The sequence below is a fragment of the Chamaesiphon sp. VAR_48_metabat_135_sub genome, assembly GCF_031418915.1.
Classification (GTDB): Bacteria; Cyanobacteriota; Cyanobacteriia; order Cyanobacteriales; family Chamaesiphonaceae; genus Chamaesiphon.
Map to the genome: position 1 here is coordinate 1 of NZ_JANOJV010000115.1, position 18,666 is coordinate 18,666.

Consider the following 18,666-nt stretch of genomic DNA (forward strand, 5'->3'; position numbering starts at 1 on the left):
ACTGAGTATAATCTGCGCCGAATCGGATCGGATCTCGAACATTTTGTGCGATCGCTACTCCAAAACGGTGAGATCGGTTATAATCTCGACAGTAGAGTGTTAAATTACAGCATGGGTTTACCCCAAGTAGTCAGTAAAACTGCTGGTTAATTCAGTTATCTACTGTGCTATTGCTTTTTCGACACCTCTATATCTCGTTTACTCAACTTTATATCTCCTATTCCCTCTTCTACAATCGTGTAAGTACGTAGTCGGGGGTAGTTTTTTTGAAACGCTAGATGTGCGACAGGATCAGGTGAGGGAATGGGAATAGCAACTGGAATTATACTTTGCACGGCCACAAATCTGTGAGCTTCACGACACTCTTGCCGATCCTTTACCCTCTATCTGAACAGCGCAAGCAATGCCCGTGTAAAGTATATCTGGCGATCGTGGAACTGCGATGAGTGAGTGGATTTATGCTATATTTAGCCGACGGTTGGAAACTGGGTGGATAGTTGGTGTCGATGGTCGAGCAGTAATCGATCGAGCCGATCGAAAAGTTGCTGAGTTGATCCAGTCTCAACCTAGTTTTATCTCGATCGTGCCAGATGTGCAAAGAGGCTTTGTCGCAGAATTTATCGCAGATTTGATGGCGGGATGGCGATTGGGGATACCAATTTTTTTAGGTAATCCTCAATGGGGTTCCGCTGAGTTGGCGCAATTCTCCAGATTAACCGCGCAGGTAAATCGACGGCAGCATCGAGATCTGATAATGATTCCCACGGGAGGATCTTCTGGGGGAGTAAAATTTGCCATGCATACTTGGCAAACTCTCAGCGCGTCTGTGTGGGGATTCCAGGAATTTTATGGGGTAAGTGCAATTAATGCCGTCTGTACGTTACCGCTCTATCATGTGAGTGGTTTGATGCAATTATTGCGATCGTTGTTGACTGATGGTAAGTTGTTCATTATCGATTTTCATCAGCTTTATCACGATCCCAATATATTTATCGAAAAGGTCTATATCGAACCTTATTTTATCTCGCTTGTTCCTACGCAATTAGCCAAGCTATTGGATTTAGATTCACAATGGCTAGCACAATTTCAGACAATTTTACTCGGTGGGGCACCGCCCATGATTAAATTGTTGACTAGAGCGAGAAATGCTCGACTTCCATTAGCTTTAACCTATGGAATGACTGAAACTGCATCGCAAATTACTAGCCTCAAACCCGCTGAATTTTTAGCTGGTCATAATAGTTGTGGCAGAGTTTTACCTCATGTCAATATTGAATTAATGTCGTCTGGTGAGGATTTCACACAGCGGCGGCTAGATCTACAAGCCAAGTCGATTCGGATTAAAGCAAACTCATTAATGATTGGTTATTTTCCAAATTTTAATTTAGCAAATTATTTCGATCCTGATGACCTAGGTGCATTCGATTTGGATGGCTATTTAACTATTTTCGGTCGAAATAGTGGCAAGATTATTACAGGTGGTGAAAATGTCTTTCCGATCGAGGTTGTCAATGCAATTATGGCAACTGGGCTAGTTTTAGATGTCTGGGTACTGGGTTTACCCGATAGTTATTGGGGGCAAGTTGTTACAGCAGTATATGTGGGGAAAAATGCGGCTGTTTCAGGGGAGATATTAGCTCAGGCGATTGGAGGTGAAATTAGCAATTATAAAATTCCCAAGCATTGGGTTCCTGTTCCTCAACTCCCTCGCAATTCTCTAGGTAAAGTATTAGCTGGTGAAATCGAAAAAATGTTATGTGCTCATCTCAATCGATCGATATACTGAAAAGCAAGCCGCTCGATTTTATCAGTATATTTTTGAGCATTTTTACGATCTAGTTGCCAATTCTTGCCGCTGAACTCAGTTTGGCTTTCCATGTCGTTATCGACTAAGAACACAGTCTTAGCGGCAAAAGTACCACCGACTAATAAACAGATAATTCCGGTTGAGAGCCAATGCGAAAAATTATTGTGATGAATCATCTAAAATGATCGGGTGTCAGTTTCACCCACTTTACCAAAATTTGCGATTTTCTTTCGCCACAGGCTACGCCAAAGAGTCTGACAGTGACTTTTGCAGAGACTCACTGTTTGCGGAAGCCTTGCGTTAAACTGAGAAATCATACAGTATCTTTACCCTCACCCCACAGCCCCAAAATCCTCAGACTTTATTATGACCAATGTTCCTGTCTCGCGAATTCGCAACTTTTCGATCATCGCTCACATCGATCATGGTAAATCTACACTTGCCGATCGATTGTTGCAGGATACGGGTACAGTCAGCAACCGAGAAATGAAGGAGCAGTTTCTCGACAACATGGATTTGGAGCGAGAGCGGGGAATTACGATCAAGCTCCAGGCGGCGCGAATGAATTATACAGCCCTAGATGGTCAGGAATACGTCTTAAATCTGATCGATACGCCTGGGCATGTAGACTTTTCTTATGAGGTGTCTAGGAGCCTTTTAGCCTGCGAAGGCGCGTTGTTGGTAGTGGATGCTTCCCAAGGGGTGGAAGCACAGACGTTGGCGAATGTGTATCTGGCGTTGGAGAGTAATTTAGAGATTATTCCCGTACTGAATAAAATCGATTTACCTGGAGCGGAACCGGAGCGAATCCGCGCGGAGATTGAGGAAATTATTGGCATCGATTGCAGTGGGGCGATTTTAACTTCGGCGAAGCAGGGGATTGGGATTCAGGAGATTTTAGAATCCGTGGTGTTGTTAGTACCACCACCAAGAGATACGATTAATGAGCCGCTCCGCGCTTTGATTTTTGACAGTTATTACGACAGTTATCGCGGCGTGATTGTCTACTTCCGTGTGATGGATGGAAGCGTTAAAAGAGGAGATAAAGTCCGGTTGATGGCGAGTGGGAAGGAATATGTTATCGACGAACTCGGTATTCTTTGCCCGATGCAAGTTCAAGTAGACGAGCTGCACGCTGGAGAAGTCGGTTATTTCGCTGCGTCGATTAAGGCTGTTGGTGATGCACGGGTAGGAGATACGATTACTCTCGTAAACAATCAGGCGACTATTGCTCTCCCTGGTTACGCGGAAGCTAAACCGATGGTATTTTGCGGGTTGTTTCCAACGGATGCGGATCAATATCCAGAGTTGCGGGATGCACTCGATAAATTGCGGCTCAATGATGCAGCATTAAATTATGAGCCAGAAACATCGAGCGCGATGGGGTTTGGTTTCCGCTGTGGATTCTTGGGTTTACTCCACATGGAGATCGTCCAAGAGCGGTTGGAGCGGGAATATAATTTAGACTTAATTACCACTGCGCCTTCGGTAGTTTATCGAGTAACTGATAATCACGGTGTGGAAACTTATATCGATAATCCGAGTACACTTCCCGATCCCAATCATCGTCAAAAGATTGAGGAACCTTACGTCAAATTGGAGATGATTACGCCTGAGGAATATGTCGGGACATTGATGGAACTCTGTCAAAACAGACGTGGTGAATTCAAGGATATGAAATACTTGACAAAAGGACGCACCACCGTAATTTATGAGATGCCTTTAGCTGAAGTTGTGACTGATTTCTTCGATCGCATGAAGTCAAATACCCGTGGTTATGCGAGTATGGAATATCAAATGATCGGCTACCGTGAAAATCATCTCGTCAAATTAGATCTCATGATCAATGGCGATCCTGTCGATGCCCTAGCGATGATCGTTCACCGCGATAAGGCTTACAATGTCGGTCGCGCCATGACTGAAAAATTAAAAGAATTAATTCCCCGTCACCAGTTTAAAGTACCAATTCAAGCGGCGATCGGTAGTAAGATTATCGCCAGTGAAAATATCCCCGCACTCCGCAAAGATGTCCTCGCTAAATGTTATGGTGGTGACATTTCGCGGAAGAAGAAATTGCTCCAAAAGCAAGCCAAAGGTAAAAAACGGATGAAATCTGTCGGTACGGTAGATGTACCACAGGAAGCATTTATGGCTGTTCTCAAGCTAAATAAAGACAGTTAGACTTAGTTTAGTTGAAAGCTGAAAGCGATCGAAGGTGGGCAATCCCCACCAGACAAGCTGGATGTAATTATACTAATAGATTAAAATTTACTCGATGTGATTATGGCGATTAGACAAGACACATTGTGGGAGCAATTTCTCTCGCCGTTAATTCAAGGTTTGCTGGACAAAAAGCAAATGAGTGAATTACGCGATCGCATCAATTGGCATGAGACAATCGATCGATATCAAGCCACAGAATTTAGCTATCCAGAATACTATCAAAGTCAAAACTTTCATGGAATTGAAGGTGGTTATCTAACGCAAACAGCCGCGATTTCTTACGATCCGATTACTCAATACGTGCTACCGCCATATGAGCCGTGGGTGCGTCAGAGTCTAATCGATGAAATTTACTTTCAACCTCGCAAAATTCTCGATTTAGGCTGTGGAACTGGCTCGACGACACTTCTACTTAAAAAAGCCTTCCCCAGTGCCGTTGTGATGGGTTTAGACTTATCTCCGTATATGTTAGCAGTCGCAGAAGATCGATCGAAACAAACAGGCTTAGAGATTGAATGGCGACATAGTACTGCAGAACTAACTCAATTTGAAGCAGGAAGCTTCAATCTAATTACAGCTTCGCTGCTATTTCATGAGACTCCACCAGCAATAACTCAAGCTATCCTCACCGAAAGTTATCGATTATTAGCACCTGGTGGCGAAATTCTCATCCTTGATGGCAATCAACGGACACTTCGCAGTCTGGATATGCTAAATAATATCTTTGAGGAGCCTTATATTCAAGCTTACGCCTCAGGTAATCTTGATGCGTGGCTGGGCAAAGCTGGGTTTGACGAAGTGCAAACAAAAGATGTATTTTGGCTGAATCAAGTCACTAGGGGAATTAAGTTTTAGACTTTAAATTGATAATTTAATTATCAATTATCTGCTTGGTGCGCTCAACCGTCGGGGAACCCGACGAACGTGCATCCGCAATTATCAATTATCAATTAATTAAGTGTGGTTTTAAAAGCAGTTTTATTTGATTTTAATGGCGTAATTATTAAGGATGAATTAATCCATCGTGAGTTAATCGATGAATTATTATTATCTGAAAATTTACCGCCACAAGGTAAGGAATTTTGGCAAGTATCAGTAGGCAGGAGCGACAAAGCTTGTCTCTACGAGCTGCTAAAATTGCGAGGGCGGTTTGTGACTGATGAGTATCTAGACAAACTAATCTCTAAGAAAGCGATCGCATATCGTCAAAGATTGGGGCAGTTAGATACTTTACCAATCTATCCTGAAGTTATCGAATTTATCAAGCAAATGTCTGAAAGTGGCTATAAATTGGCGGTGGTGACTGGAGCGATTCGATCGGAAGTCGAACTAGTATTAGAGCAGGCTGGGATCGATCGCTATTTTGAGACGATTGTTTGTGGTGATGAAATTAAGCAGAGCAAACCAGATCCAGAAGGTTATTTATTAGCAGTCGAAAGGTTGAATAAATTAGATCCCGATCTAGGTTTGTTATCGTCTGAATGTATCGCGATCGAGGATACATTCGCTGGACTGCAAGCTGTTAAATCGGCAGGGATTCAAGCAGTGGCGATCGCTAATACTTATCCCTTCCATATGTTGCAACGTCGCGCCAATTGGACGATCGATTGTTTTGCAGATCTGGAGTTCGATCGGGTGAACAAATTCTTTGAATCTAGAGTGTAAATACTGTCGAATAGTTTAGTGTTTATGCATGGCAAAAGCAACACCTCGACATTAACCTCTAAGCGATCTCCATGCTTTAATTAACAAAATGTGGAGTTGCACTAGCCTTGTAGTGGATGGCTCCCTTATTTAGCAGAATTGGAGATATTTGGGTTGGTGGTCGGTGTTGCCATTGCGGTTGAGATGAGACAGAAACACAGAAGTAATGGGGAACAGATTTTTTTCCTCTTAGATTAAGATCTAAACTAAACTGTAGCTGTCTGTCGATTGAGGCTATTCGCCTCTTGTCTCCTAATCTACCACCTAAATCCTTAGCGATCGGCAATTGTAAATAATGTTTATATAATCGATCGAATTTATTTCTTATTTTTTGGAGATATAATTAATCGGCGATTCTGATAAAATTTTGACTATGCTCACTGCGAGCATTCCAAATAGGACATCGCTTAGAACTTACGACTGATATTTAACTACATAACGCAAGTTGCTAGTTATAACCAAGGTTAAAGATTTGGGTATTAGGTGTTGGGTATTGGGTATTAGCGATGGGATAAAATCTAAAACCTAACAGCTAAAACCTAACACCCATCCAACTAAAAACCTAGAACTAGCAACTTGGGTTATATAATTCGGATCTAACTCCCAAATCCCAACTCCCCCACTAATTTTGTGATAGACCAATTAGAAGCTAGTTTCGATCGAGTTTTGGCAGGATTAACCCAAAATCTCCATGCGGACGAACAATTTACGTTGCGATTACAGGGTGAAGTCAGTCAGTTTACACGCTTCAATCATGCGAAAGTCCGCCAAACTGGGATCGTTAAAGATGGTAGTCTCCAACTGAAACTGATTTCCAGACAACGTAGTAGTTCGATGGAGTTTCCATTTACTGGCGACTCCGAAATCGATCTACCACAAGCACAATTTGCGCTAGAATCGCTACGGTTAGAAGTTCCCCAGTTACCTATCGATCCTTATTTGGTCATACCAACAGGAAATGCTACCAGCCATGAGGTCCACACAGGAGAATTATTGCCAGATGCGGAGGTGGTAAGTAGCTTATTACCTGTAGTTAATAACTTGGATTTTACAGGCTTATATGCCGCTGGAATGGTGATGCGGGGTTATGCCGATAGTAGCGGCCAAAAACACTGGTTTGCCGCTGAGTCTTATACTCTAGATTACTCCCTATTTACCAGTACCGGACAAGCCGTCAAAGGTACTCTAGCTGGCAGTCATTGGGATAATTTGGCTTATCAGGCAAAAATTTTCGAGTCGAAAACTCAACTGGTGCGGTTGGCACAACCTTTGAAAACAATCGAGCGGGGTAAGTATCGCACCTATTTGGCTCCAGCAGCGACTGCAGACTTATTGGGTATGTTATCCTGGGGCGGAATTAGCGAGGCAGCGTTACAGCAGGGGAGAAGCTGTTTTGGAGCATTACAGCGCGGTGAGCAATTGCTGTCCGAGCGATTGACGATCTCCGAAAATTTTCAACGAGGTTTAGTCCCAAGATTTAATGAATTAGGCGAAATTGCCCCAGCTAACCTCACCTTAATCGATCGGGGTCGGTTGGCAAATACCCTCGTAAACTCGCGCACGGCGAAAGAGTATCAAAAGCCACCCAATGGTGCAAATCGCGGCGAATCGCTCCGTTCGGCGGAAATTAGTACTGGAGAGCTAACACCCGATCGAATCTTAGCAACTTTAGATACGGGATTATACTTATCCAATCTCCATTATCTCAATTGGAGCGATCGACCGACTGGTAGAGTTACCGGAATGACTCGCTACGCCTGTTTCTGGGTTGAAGACGGCGAGATTGTGGCACCGATTGCCAATTTACGCTTTGACGAAAGTCTCTACCGTTGTTGGGGCGATAATCTCATAGCCTTGACAAATACCTTAGAATTTATTCCCGATGTCGATACCTATGGCAGTCGCCAACTTGGTGGGAGTTGGGTTCCAGGGCTATTAATCGCAGATTTTACCTATACTCTATAATCGAAATTAATTCTTCAAACATTTAGATCCTGTCTTAATTACCGATTCGATTGGGCATAATAACTGAAGTCATAGCGCGATAATTTCGATCTAACTTCGCTCAATACAAATATGACATCACTTTCAACTTCTTGCACTGAGCGTAGTCGCAATGAGCCAAAGTGTCAACTTTCCACTTTCAACTAATTCCATCCATGTCCAAACTGGAAGATCGATTCACAATTAATTTCTGGGGTGTGCGGGGGAGTATTGCTTGTCCTGGAGCCGCCACCGTGCGGTATGGTGGCAATACGCCTTGTGTGGAGATGTTAGTCGGTGGTTATCGGCTGATTTTTGATGCAGGAACGGGGATTTATGTATTAGGGCAATCTTTATTACATCATCTCCCTGTTAGCGGGCATATATTTTTCTCTCATTCCCATTGGGATCATATTCAGGGGTTTCCGTTTTTTTCCCCTGCATTTATGGAGGGTAATGAATTTGATATCTATGGAGGAGTAATTCCGCATGGTGTAACGATCGAACATCGCCTCCACGATCAGATGGAACAACCCAATTTTCCAGTACCATTACAGGTGATGGGTGCCAATCTGCGGTTTCATACGCTCGAATATGGTGCCAAAGTTAATTTGGGTGATGTGACTATTTCTACCGGATTATTAAATCATCCTGGTGGGGCGATGGGCTATCGAGTGAGCTGGGAAGATTATGCAGTTGCTTATATTACCGATACCGAACATTTTAGCGACAAACTCGACCCCAATGTTTTGGAATTAGCCGATCGAGCGGATGTATTAATTTATGATTGTACTTATACCAATGAAGAGTATTATCATCCCAAAACTAGCAAAGTTGGTTGGGGACATTCGACTTGGCAAGAAGCTGTCAAGATTGCTCAAGCAGCCGATGTGAAAAAGTTGGTAATTTTTCACCACGATCCCAGTCATAATGATGAGAACATGGAGGCGATCGAGATTGAATCAGCACGAGTTTTTCCTGCGGCAATCGTAGCACGGGAAGGTATGAAAATCCAGCTTTAGCTAAAAGATTGAGGTAGGGGTAATTCATAAATTACCCCTACCTCAATCTTTTAGCTTTCAACTTTCAACGACATCGGTTCCCGCGTCAATCTGAAACTTCATCTGTGCCCAAGTTAACTGCTTCACCTTGCCCACATCACCCTGACTTACCGCCTCCTTCAAATCTCGCTTCTCATGCGCGATAGCAATCGCCTCCTCCTTTGAGCGAGAGCTACTATCAAAACACTTCTCTAGGTTTTCAAACACCCCCCGCCGCGATTTCGTCGCATGTTGGCGTTCGGTATCGAGTAATTTTGCCATTAATTCTAGGTGCATGGCATCCTCACTACAGATCTCTTCTAAAATTGACCATTCATCACCACCTAATAGTTTCTTTTCCTGAATGCGAGTATCTTTAAAAGGTTTGCCCATGACTTCCTCATAAATGCGCGGTAAACTATCATCAAATTCGTGTTTCTCCTCCAACCAAATTCGCCTGATTTCGCCTAACTCCTCCTCCGTAATTAGCGTGATATCCTGCATGTCTAGCGGTGCTGTTTGACGAATTTGCATCTGCGCCTCTAATACTCGTCGTAACCAATGTTCGCGCCAAAATTTAGTATATGGTCCAGGAATTGGCACCACTTCAGTTGTGTCTTTATTCTCTTTAGACTTACGTTCAAACAGCTCAACCTTACCATATATCCGGCGAAAATCTCGCTTATCTCGATCGTCATAAATATCCAATTCATTCCGAATATCTAACAATGGTTGCAACCATTCTTTATCTTCATCATTTTGAATCATTGCCTCCATCGACTTGTCTTTACTCACCAACGTACACACCCAACAACCAAAGCGAGAATCGCCACAACTAGGCGTAGATGTATCTACTACCAACGGGCATTCATTATCAGCCGTTGCCCCGCGATATAGAGTAAATAAATCCTGATTATTACCACCCCAAGGATTGGGAAATTGCATCAGATACATCCACACCTCATCAGTGCGCCAATCCTCGATCGGGCTATATATGAGAGAATTAGCTAAATTAGGATTGGGACTCAATCTATCTCTGACTCTGCCTAGTTCATTTTTTTTCAGAACTGCGGCACGAACGTTACTTTCACTTTTTCGCACGCCTAAAACAACAATTGTTTCACCATAAACTCTCAAAATATTACGAACAAATTGATTGACAGGCTTAATTTTCATCCGTTCCGTACACCACCTAAATCCATGCCGTGGAGCTGGATAACCTTTACCTATCAAGCAAGACCAAAATGAATCTTTGGCTGGAGGATGAAGTAAATGAGGCTCAAATGGCATTAACTTTGCTTCAGCCGCAGCTTTTAATTGTTTCATAGATCGATCGACCCAAACTGATACAATCGGATTTTCGACCAATGTATCTGTGGTCATCACATAAACTTTTTTGTGTCGCTGCTCGACGGGTAAAGCTTCGATCGCTGTCCAAATTAACTGTAAGATTGTCGATGAATCTTTGCCCCAAGAAATGCCTAATATCCACGGAACACTATCACTCAGATACAAAGCTTGGATCTCTCTAGTCAGCTCTTCAATATGTTCTACTAACTGGGCTAAATTTCTTGATAAAGGTGCTGCGACTGGAAGACTACTCATGATGCTAATTATTGTATTCTGGAATTTATTAAGCTTTAAATTTATTTTTTCGATGCCATTCAAGTGCTTCTAATCTTGGAAAGTACTGTTCTTTACTCGGTAGTGAGATAGACTCATGATGGAAATCTTTCATCGACCTAGTATGTGGTGAATCATCATCTCAATCTTGTGCAACTAATATCTTATAATTATCATCGATACTAAACCAACCTAGATCGAATGCCCAATGATGATTCTTGCACAGATATAATCCATTATCAATCTTGCTATCTCCAAACTCAGCGAAAGGTTTAATATGGGCACCATCAACAATATTCTGTGTCGGGTTCCTGGTAATTCTTAATTGACAGAAAGCACATCTATAATTATAAGCATAGACGACTAATTTCCGAAACAGAGAATTCCTGACAACAGATTTACGCCAGATAACTTTAACATCAGCATCGAGGTTGTCTAATTCCAATTGTTCTATTCGCTCAAATTTTTGATTGATGTCGAATAAATCACTCAATTCTGTTTGACTATCTGCCAACCAAGTCGCAACTAAAACATCTATTAATACTTGTCTAGTCAATGGATCTTGAACTAGAACGAACAATTCATCATCTAAATAAGCATAATCTACCAGCTCTCTTAACTTATTAGTAGTTTTGATTCTTAAACCATCAGGTAGCATCTCAGCTTTAAGATGCCAAAACCCATCACGACGTAGATGGGTAAATGGGTAATGTATACCACTTTGATGACCAGAATCAAATTCTACAAAACTATTCCAGTATCTATTAAATATCTCAATTAATTCATCGGACACTAAAATGCGATTATTGCCAATCGATCCTTGAGCTATAAGTTCTAGCACTGATAACAATAAGATTGGCTTGTGTGGAGATTTACCACGACTTTTATTGTTGTTAACATTGAGGTTAGCAAAGCATTTGCAGTAATAAGCCAAATCTTGCGGCTGCGGTTTTTCTATTAATTCACTCATGATATGACATCTTCTCTGCTATCTCTGCGCCTCTGCGGTTGTTTTACTCTTATTTATCTAAGCCTACTAAGATCGATCTACTTATCAGTATACAAGCAAAGCATCAATCTGTTAAGTTTTTAAAAACTGTTAATTACGTCCCCACTGCGGACGTAATTAAACTGGACTCACCGCCGCCACTGGAATCTTATTCATATTCGATGTATCATAGTATCAGCCTTGAGTGTAGAGGTAAGGAAGGTGTTGACTACTGTAGAAGGTGTTTATCTAGATGGACAGATTGAGCGAAAGAATCTGCCTATCAAGGTGGCTGAGGAATCGAAGGTGATTGTGACTTTTGTGGATTCTAATGATGTCGATCTTGCTACTCATGGGATCGATAAATCTCAAGCAGAAGCTTTGCGAAATAGCCTCGCGACATTTGCGGAAGATTGGAATAGTCCAGAAATGAGTATTTACGATAATTACGATGCAATCAAATCCCAGTTATAAACAAGGAGATGTTGTTTTAGTTCTGTTCCCAAATTCCGATCTGACTACTGCTAAAACCAGACCAGCAGTGGTAGTTCAAGCAGATAATTTACAAATAGGTTTGCCTCAAATCGTTGTGGCAATGATTACTAGTCAGATGTCTCGAAGTCAACATCCGAGCCGTTTAACTATATTGATAGGTACGCCAGAAGGTCAACAGTCAGGGTTAATATCGGATTCAGTGATTATGACTGATAATCTGGCAACTGTGACACTATCGGCTATTTCCCGCGTGATTGGTTCGATTCTCACGGGAGAGGCTCCGCCAACGAAATCGATAATCTCTGCAAGAGTCTACGCAATACTTTTGGACTATAAGCACTAGCGATGAGTTTACGCTCAGATCCTAATTCTGAAATTGTGTCAGCACTGCTGACACAATTAAGCTTAATTCATCATTCGAAACCCATCATGAAATTGCGTCCGCATTGCGGACGTAATCAAATTCGCCAGATAATTTTGCTCACATGTATACACCGTGTCTAATTGCATTCACCAGATCGATTACCCGCTCTAATCCAGCGAGGCTGTTTAATAACTCAGCAGGAGTAGCCCCATTTAACGATGAGTTCTTTTCTTCTAGCCAATTTTGAACAGTATCGCTATTTTCAAAGACATCTAGAGCATGAATTTTGGCTTGACGTAAATAAATTTCTGATTGATATTTGACAATCTCTGTTTCTAGTTGAGATTTGATGATACTAATATCTGCGGTGAGAGTAGCTTCAGTCATAGATCGCGCTCGACAGATCGAGTAGTTGTATTTACTCTTTGTGTTAATTAATTATAACCCTAAATAGTTAGCCGATTGCAATAATCATCAATTAAGTTTTTAAAAACCTTGCTAATCTAGGGCAAAAGCTGCTAGTCTAGTTGCGGTAACATCACTCATCCGTTGACAAATGCCAGCCAGCAACATTCCTAGCATCCAGCCAAATCAGATTCTCGTTCAACGTACCCAGATGGGTGGAAGTGAGTCATATATTGGCACAGTTACGCTGCAATGGTTGGCAGATCGAGTAAAATATGCCTCAGAGATGAGTTTACTATCGGAGCAATATCAGCCCCAAGAACAGAATATTGCGATCGATAGTGACACCATTGAAATCATTCAACAGCGTCCACTGGATTGGACGAGACAGGCGGCTTTAGTTCAATATTTAGCAGGGCGAACTACCCATAAATTCCCACCCGTATTAGTTACAATCGATCGAGCTTGGATTGACAATATTCATGCGCCGGAATGGGGTAGAGGTGGGAAAGCAAATGAGTCGGCGGCGATCTTTACAGCCATCGAGGGTAATGATAATGTGGGTTTATTAGACGTTGGTGAATCCGTGCGGATTTATGCCCTCGATGGACAACATCGGTTAATGGGTGTGCAGGGATTGATGGATTTATTACGCACGGGTGAATTAGCTCGATACAATAAGGATCGACATCCGGTGGGGAGTAAAATTACTCGTGCTGAAGTGGGTACATCGGATGATTATTTAGAGAGTTTACCGCAGGAAACGATCGGGATTGAATTTATTTCAGCGGTGGTGGAAGGGGAGACACAATTAGCGGCACGAAGGAGGATTCGATCGATCTTTGTGCATGTGAATTTAATGGCGGTTGCCTTGAGTAAAGGACAACTAGCTCAATTGGATGAAAATGATGGCTTTGCGATCGTCGCGCGAAATATTGCCGTCAATCATCCGTTATTAAAAGATACTCACGGACGCAAACCGCGAGTAAATTGGGATAGTGCGACGGTGGCGACGAAGACAACGGTGTTGACTACTTTGCAAGCATTGCAAGATATGGCGGCTAAATATCTTCAGTATCAATTCCCAAATTGGAAACCCAAAGCCCAAAAAGGTTTAGTGCCCCTACGTCCAGAGACAACCGAACTAGAATCGGGTGTAGCGGCTTTTAGTGCGTTGTTCGATCGAATGTCCCAATTTACCAGTTACGGACGGTTGAAGGGGGAAGATACCCCCCAATTACGTCGATTTAGCTTTGAACCTGGTGGTGGTGAAGGACATATCTTATTTCGCCCCGTCGGACAAGTTGCCTTTGCGCAGGGGGTGGGAATGGCGGTTTTTAAAAAACAAATGGCTGAAACCGAGGTTTTCCGTAAACTCGATCGTTATGATGCTGATGGTGGGTTTAGTAATATTAATACACCCCAATCGCTTTGGTATGGGATTTTGTACGACCCGAATAAGAAACGGATTCTGGTATCTGGAAAGGATTTAGCTGCTAAGTTGATTGTATATTTACTCGGTGGCGTGGATAATGATTTCGATCGGGCTGAACTGCGCAGTCAAGTAGCCGAAGCTAGAACTATCGGGGAATATGCGATGAGTTTCGAGGGTAAATTAGTCACGCCAAAGGAAGTTGGGTTGCCATCCATCCTCACCTAATCGGGACTATTCCGAATCCCTCTATTTATATTTACGCCCAAAAATACTAATTGGGTTTGAGAGCTGGCGGGGAAAGAGATAAATCATTGATATATTGATGGAGATGAGTAATGGCTCGATCGAGATAAATATCGGTACCATACAATTTACTCATCATAATTGCACCTTCGATCGTCACAAAAATAACTGTAGATACTTGTTCGTGCTCTGTACTCGTAGCTATTTCACCCTGGCGAATGCCTAACTCGACGATACTGCTAATCAAAGCGCGAATATTATTTACGGCTCCCTGTACGTGTAGCCGCAATCGGGGATGAGTGTCATCACTTTCTACCGCAGTGTTTAAAACTGGACACCCACCAGTGCCAATCGGCTGTGATGTAAAACCTCTAAACGTATCCACAAAAGCATGTAGTCTGTCGATCGCGGTGTTTTCCGAACCTACTTTCGCGATTGCGGCATCGACAATTAGGCCGAGTGTGTAGTCAAAAGCAGCTACCGCAATCTCATCTTTACTTTTGAAATGATTGTATATACCACCCTTCTGTAGCCCAGTTGCCTTCATTATATCATTAATTGAAGCACCTGCATAACCCTTTTTATTAAATATAACGGCAGCTTTTTGAATAATTTTTTGTTTAGTTTGTTCTGCTTTTGACACTGCAATTTAACTAATCTCAAGACTAGCTAACATCGTAATCTGATGCAGCTAGATATGTCAATCTCCATTTAGATCTTTCTGATGACGCTTCAATGGAGTGGCTTCGCTAACAAAAATTTATATTGCTGATAACTACACTCGGCAAAATCGACAGATCTCTTGCCAGATTCGATCGCTAACATTGGTAAGCTGATGGTCACTATCCCACTCTAACAGCTCTACCCAGGGACGATCCTTAGCAAAAGCGTGACTAGCAGAAATGGGGATTACCTCATCATTAGTACCATGAATAATTAGAGTGGGTAGGATGCGATCGATCTCAGAAAGAGGATATTTACGAGCGTCAGCAAGGAAATCGTAATGTAAGGGCGATAAATTTTTGATAGCATGATGGTAGATTGTTAGATAGCCTGTCTGTTCCCACGAAATTAATGCTCGATCCCCAATTTTTGGTAGCCAATGATTCAGAAAATCAAAAGCAGGTGCTAGTAGTATTAATCTCTCCACTTGAGGATAAGCTTGCGCAATAATTGTTGAAATCCATCCCCCCAGGCTCGAACCAATTAGAACAACTGGCGATCCATTTTGAGGAAATAAATCGACAACCTGAGTAATTTGTCGAGACACCGTCAAATGAGTAAAGTTGCCCTGATTGAGATCGGGAACTTGTAACTCAATCCCCACTAAAGCAAACTGTTCCTGAATATATCTAGCTTTTGTAGATCCAGGTCCAGAGGCAAAACCGTGCAGGTAAATATACATTTAGTAGTGGAAAGTAGCAAGCGAACAGTGCGCCCCAAGTAGAGCACCTTTTCAAAACAGTGGAAAGTTGATGGCGATAAAAGTATTCTTACCCCCATCTCTCACTCTAATTCTTCACTGCCACTAATCCAAATTCCGCCGATTTTGACGGCGTTGCTGCATCAATTGTTGTAATTTTACTCGCTGCTCGGAAGAGAGAATCTCCCTAATCGCCAAAGTATTTTCAAAATTGGTGTCAGCAACTTCTCGCTGCAAAGATTGCACCTGCTGGCGTTTTTGCCGAATTTGGTCGGAATTAGCACTCCCCTGCAGTAATTGAGTAAGCTCCTGTTTGGCTATCCGCAAAGCTTGGCGGCGGTCCTTGGTTTTACCCTTAGAATTAGTTCGCAGTTGTTGGAGCCGTTGGATTTGATCTGGTGAGAGGTTGAGTTCTTTAACTAGATTGCCCACACCACCTGCCGGAATTTTCAATTCACCATTGGGCAAACGATCTTTTTGGGTAGTGAATAAATCGGCTCGTGCGGGTGAAATTGTGGTCGAGTAGGATATGAAGATCGAGAAGAGTGTCAGAATCCGAAACCAAGACATAATAGTTCGATCGAGCGTGATAATTTTTAGACTTGGGATCGATCTAAAAAGTTCAAAGGAAGTAGTTCACAATCCTTAACCTTCCCTATTTCAATCCCCTAAAGAATCTATAATCAATGGCTACTGCGATCTACTTATCAATATGTCTCAATCAAATCCCGACTCCGCTCCTCAACTCCAACTGACCAAACGCCCTCGTCGCCTGCGCCGCAACCCCAGTATTCGCAGCCTAGTGAGCGAAACCAAACTCACTGTTGACGATCTGATTTATCCGATGTTCGTGATGGAAGGTGAAAATCAGCGGGTAGAAATCGTCTCCATGCCAGGTTGTTACCGCTATACGCTCGATCTACTCCTCGCAGAAATTGCCGAATTATATACTCTCGGGATTAAAGCAGTTGCTTTATTTCCGGTCGTTTCTGAATCAAAAAAAGATGATAATGGTACCGAAAGCTACAATCCTGAAGGACTAGCACAACAAGCAGTGAGAGCGATCAAAGCCCAAACGCCAGAGACAATTGTCATTACCGATGTCGCACTCGATCCCTTTACCACCCACGGACACGATGGCGTAATTGACGAAAATGGGGTGATCCTCAACGATGAAACAGTCGAAATCCTCGTCAAAATGGCTGTTTCCCAAGCCGCAGCGGGCTGCGATATGGTTGCCCCTTCAGATATGATGGACGGACGGATTGGGGCAATTCGTCAGGGTTTAGATGCTCAAGGATTTACTGACGTAGCAATTCTCGCTTACTCAGCTAAATATGCATCTGCCTATTATGGGCCATTCCGCGACGCGCTAGATTCTGCACCCAAATTTGGCGATAAAAAAACCTATCAAATGGACCCAGCAAATGCCCGCGAAGCTCTAACAGAAGTCGAACTCGATATTGCTGAAGGTGCAGATATGGTGATGGTCAAACCTGCTCTAGCATATCTCGATATCATTCACCAAGTGAAGGCAAACTGCAATGTTCCAGTTGCTGCTTACAATGTCAGTGGTGAGTACGCTATGATCAAAGCTGCGGCACAACTCGGCTGGATTGACGAGAAAAAAATCGTCATGGAAACTCTATTGAGTATCAAACGTGCTGGTGCAGATCTAATCCTCACTTATTTCGCGAAGGATGTCGCTTTGATTTTGCATAAGTAGCCCAATTTGCTTGCCATAGCCTGAATAGTGAATAGTGGATAGTGAATTCTGCTGGTTTAAACTCCAACTCAGGATGGGACGATCAGACTAAAAATGTATCAAACTTTGCAAGTAACAAGGGCATAATAGAGTAACGATAGACCAATATTTAGCTCTAACCACTATTTACTAGCCACTGACTCAGAATATGGCAGCGACAAATTTTCGGGATTATTACGCTCTCTTGGGGGTGAATAAGAACGCCAACGCCGATGATATCAAAAAAGCCTATCGGCGATTAGCGCGTAAATATCATCCAGATCTCAATCCAGGGGATAAAACTGCTGAAGCAAAATTCAAAGAAATTACCGAAGCAAATGAAGTGCTCTCGGATGTCGATAAACGCAGTCAATACGACAGGTTCGGACAATACTGGAAACAGTCCGAACAACCCACAAATAACACTCGATCGACTAATAATACCAGTCCTCGCAATTATCCGACCGGTGGTACGAACGAGGTTGATTTCGGTCAATACAACAACTTTGATGATTTTGTCAACGAACTGTTAGGGCGGTTTAATAATCCCAATCCTGCTGGTGCGAAAACCACTGGTACCAAAGCCACCGGCTCAAATGGTAGCGGTGATGGTTTCAATGCAAATGCTAACACGAATAGTCCCAATAATCTCGGCGGCGATCGCGAGGCAACGATCGGTCTATCCCTGACAGAAGCCTTTAAAGGTGTCCAAAAAAGCTTTAATCTCGGCACTGAAACGATCAAAGTTCGGATTCCTGGTGGTGCCAAAGCCGGAAGTCGGATTCGCGTGCGTGGCAAAGGAAATGCGAATACCTACACCAAACAACGGGGAGACTTATATCTCACCGTTGAATTGCAAGCACATCCCTTCTTCCGGCTCGATGGCGAACAACTGATCTGCGAAGTTCCTGTCACTCCTGACGAGGCTGTACTAGGTGCCCAAATTGAGATTCCCACCCCTGACGGCATGGTGACAGTTAACGTGCCTGCTGGCGTGCGATCGGGTCAATCTCTGCGTCTCCGTGGTAAAGGCTGGGCAAATCCCCGAGGCGAACGCGGCGATCAATTAGCGAAAATTATTATCGCTACCCCCAAAAGTGTCAGTCCCACGGAACGCGAACTCTACGAAAAAATCCGTGCCAATCGTACTTTTAATCCCCGCAATCACTTCGACCGAGTCATTCTCTAG

Annotated in this window: 19 protein-coding genes; 12 read left to right on the forward strand and 7 right to left on the reverse strand. The window is 42.9% G+C overall.

Annotated features, from left to right (window positions below; genetic code table 11):
* Positions 1 to 150 (forward strand): NAD(P)H-quinone oxidoreductase subunit M (ndhM, locus tag RMO55_RS08345; protein ID WP_310425796.1); only part of this gene is annotated, 150 nt, incomplete at its 5' end.
* Positions 151 to 442: 292 nt separating this feature from the next.
* A complete protein-coding gene (locus tag RMO55_RS08350; protein ID WP_310425724.1) occupies positions 443 to 1,786 on the forward strand; it encodes an AMP-binding protein in 1,344 nt (447 codons plus the stop codon).
* Here RMO55_RS08350 and RMO55_RS08355 read toward each other — a convergent pair.
* Positions 1,762 to 1,983: a hypothetical protein gene (locus RMO55_RS08355; RefSeq protein ID WP_310425725.1), complete on the reverse strand. Its 222-nt coding sequence runs from the start codon at positions 1,981 to 1,983 to the stop codon at positions 1,762 to 1,764. The genes RMO55_RS08350 and RMO55_RS08355 overlap by 25 nt on opposite strands.
* Positions 1,984 to 2,173: 190 nt before the next feature.
* Here RMO55_RS08355 and lepA point away from each other — a divergent pair, with 190 nt between their 5' ends.
* The 5 genes from lepA to RMO55_RS08380 all read left to right on the forward strand — a co-directional run bounded on the left by lepA (position 2,174) and on the right by RMO55_RS08380 (position 8,739).
* Positions 2,174 to 3,988, forward strand: coding sequence for a translation elongation factor 4 (gene lepA, locus RMO55_RS08360; protein WP_310425727.1), 1,815 nt, complete (start codon positions 2,174 to 2,176; stop codon positions 3,986 to 3,988).
* 102 nt (positions 3,989 to 4,090) lie between these two features.
* Positions 4,091 to 4,885 (forward strand): methyltransferase domain-containing protein, encoded by a 795-nt coding sequence (locus tag RMO55_RS08365; protein ID WP_310425729.1) that lies wholly within the window; start codon positions 4,091 to 4,093, stop codon positions 4,883 to 4,885.
* 105 nt (positions 4,886 to 4,990) lie between these two features.
* The gene (locus tag RMO55_RS08370) at positions 4,991 to 5,695 is read left to right on the forward strand and encodes an HAD family phosphatase (RefSeq protein ID WP_310425731.1); all 705 of its coding nucleotides are present in this window, start codon (positions 4,991 to 4,993) and stop codon (positions 5,693 to 5,695) included.
* A gap of 669 nt (positions 5,696 to 6,364) precedes the next feature.
* The gene (locus RMO55_RS08375; RefSeq protein WP_310425732.1) at positions 6,365 to 7,699 is read left to right on the forward strand and encodes a TldD/PmbA family protein; all 1,335 of its coding nucleotides are present in this window, start codon (positions 6,365 to 6,367) and stop codon (positions 7,697 to 7,699) included.
* Positions 7,700 to 7,893: 194 nt separating this feature from the next.
* The gene (locus RMO55_RS08380; protein WP_310425733.1) at positions 7,894 to 8,739 is read left to right on the forward strand and encodes an MBL fold metallo-hydrolase; all 846 of its coding nucleotides are present in this window, start codon (positions 7,894 to 7,896) and stop codon (positions 8,737 to 8,739) included.
* Between the two features lie 57 nt (positions 8,740 to 8,796).
* On the opposite strand, the gene dndC is transcribed toward RMO55_RS08380, so the two are convergent.
* Entirely contained in the window at positions 8,797 to 10,362 is a 1,566-nt protein-coding gene (dndC, locus tag RMO55_RS08385) for a DNA phosphorothioation system sulfurtransferase DndC (RefSeq protein ID WP_310425734.1), read from the reverse strand.
* A gap of 160 nt (positions 10,363 to 10,522) precedes the next feature.
* A complete protein-coding gene (locus RMO55_RS08390) occupies positions 10,523 to 11,350 on the reverse strand; it encodes an HNH endonuclease (RefSeq protein ID WP_310425736.1) in 828 nt (275 codons plus the stop codon).
* Positions 11,351 to 11,590: 240 nt separating this feature from the next.
* On the opposite strand from RMO55_RS08390, the gene RMO55_RS08395 reads away from it, so the two are divergent.
* Both RMO55_RS08395 and RMO55_RS08400 read left to right on the forward strand, forming a co-directional pair.
* Positions 11,591 to 11,842: a hypothetical protein gene (locus RMO55_RS08395; protein ID WP_310425738.1), complete on the forward strand. Its 252-nt coding sequence runs from the start codon at positions 11,591 to 11,593 to the stop codon at positions 11,840 to 11,842.
* Positions 11,820 to 12,206, forward strand: a complete 387-nt coding sequence (locus RMO55_RS08400) for a type II toxin-antitoxin system PemK/MazF family toxin (protein WP_310425740.1) — start codon at positions 11,820 to 11,822, stop codon at positions 12,204 to 12,206. Before RMO55_RS08395 ends, RMO55_RS08400 begins: the two co-directional genes overlap by 23 nt.
* A 138-nt stretch (positions 12,207 to 12,344) precedes the next feature.
* Here RMO55_RS08400 and RMO55_RS08405 read toward each other — a convergent pair whose 3' ends face one another.
* On the reverse strand, positions 12,345 to 12,614 hold the full coding sequence (locus RMO55_RS08405) for an MbcA/ParS/Xre antitoxin family protein (protein WP_310425742.1): 270 nt from the start codon (positions 12,612 to 12,614) through the stop codon (positions 12,345 to 12,347).
* A gap of 169 nt (positions 12,615 to 12,783) precedes the next feature.
* Between RMO55_RS08405 and RMO55_RS08410 the strand changes: the two genes are divergently transcribed.
* Positions 12,784 to 14,292, forward strand: a complete 1,509-nt coding sequence (locus tag RMO55_RS08410) for a DGQHR domain-containing protein (protein WP_310425743.1) — start codon at positions 12,784 to 12,786, stop codon at positions 14,290 to 14,292.
* 46 nt (positions 14,293 to 14,338) lie between these two features.
* On the opposite strand, the gene RMO55_RS08415 is transcribed toward RMO55_RS08410, so the two are convergent.
* The 3 genes from RMO55_RS08415 to RMO55_RS08425 form a co-directional block, all read right to left on the reverse strand.
* The gene (locus tag RMO55_RS08415) at positions 14,339 to 14,953 is read right to left on the reverse strand and encodes a TetR/AcrR family transcriptional regulator (RefSeq protein ID WP_310425745.1); all 615 of its coding nucleotides are present in this window, start codon (positions 14,951 to 14,953) and stop codon (positions 14,339 to 14,341) included.
* Positions 14,954 to 15,085: 132 nt separating this feature from the next.
* Positions 15,086 to 15,715 (reverse strand): YqiA/YcfP family alpha/beta fold hydrolase, encoded by a 630-nt coding sequence (locus RMO55_RS08420; RefSeq protein ID WP_310425746.1) that lies wholly within the window; start codon positions 15,713 to 15,715, stop codon positions 15,086 to 15,088.
* Positions 15,716 to 15,838: 123 nt separating this feature from the next.
* A complete protein-coding gene (locus RMO55_RS08425) occupies positions 15,839 to 16,303 on the reverse strand; it encodes a periplasmic heavy metal sensor (protein WP_310425747.1) in 465 nt (154 codons plus the stop codon).
* Positions 16,304 to 16,445: 142 nt separating this feature from the next.
* On the opposite strand from RMO55_RS08425, the gene hemB reads away from it, so the two are divergent.
* Positions 16,446 to 17,459, forward strand: coding sequence for a porphobilinogen synthase (gene hemB, locus RMO55_RS08430; protein ID WP_310425749.1), 1,014 nt, complete (start codon positions 16,446 to 16,448; stop codon positions 17,457 to 17,459).
* A 187-nt stretch (positions 17,460 to 17,646) separates the two neighbouring features.
* A complete protein-coding gene (locus RMO55_RS08435) occupies positions 17,647 to 18,666 on the forward strand; it encodes a DnaJ C-terminal domain-containing protein (RefSeq protein ID WP_310425750.1) in 1,020 nt (339 codons plus the stop codon).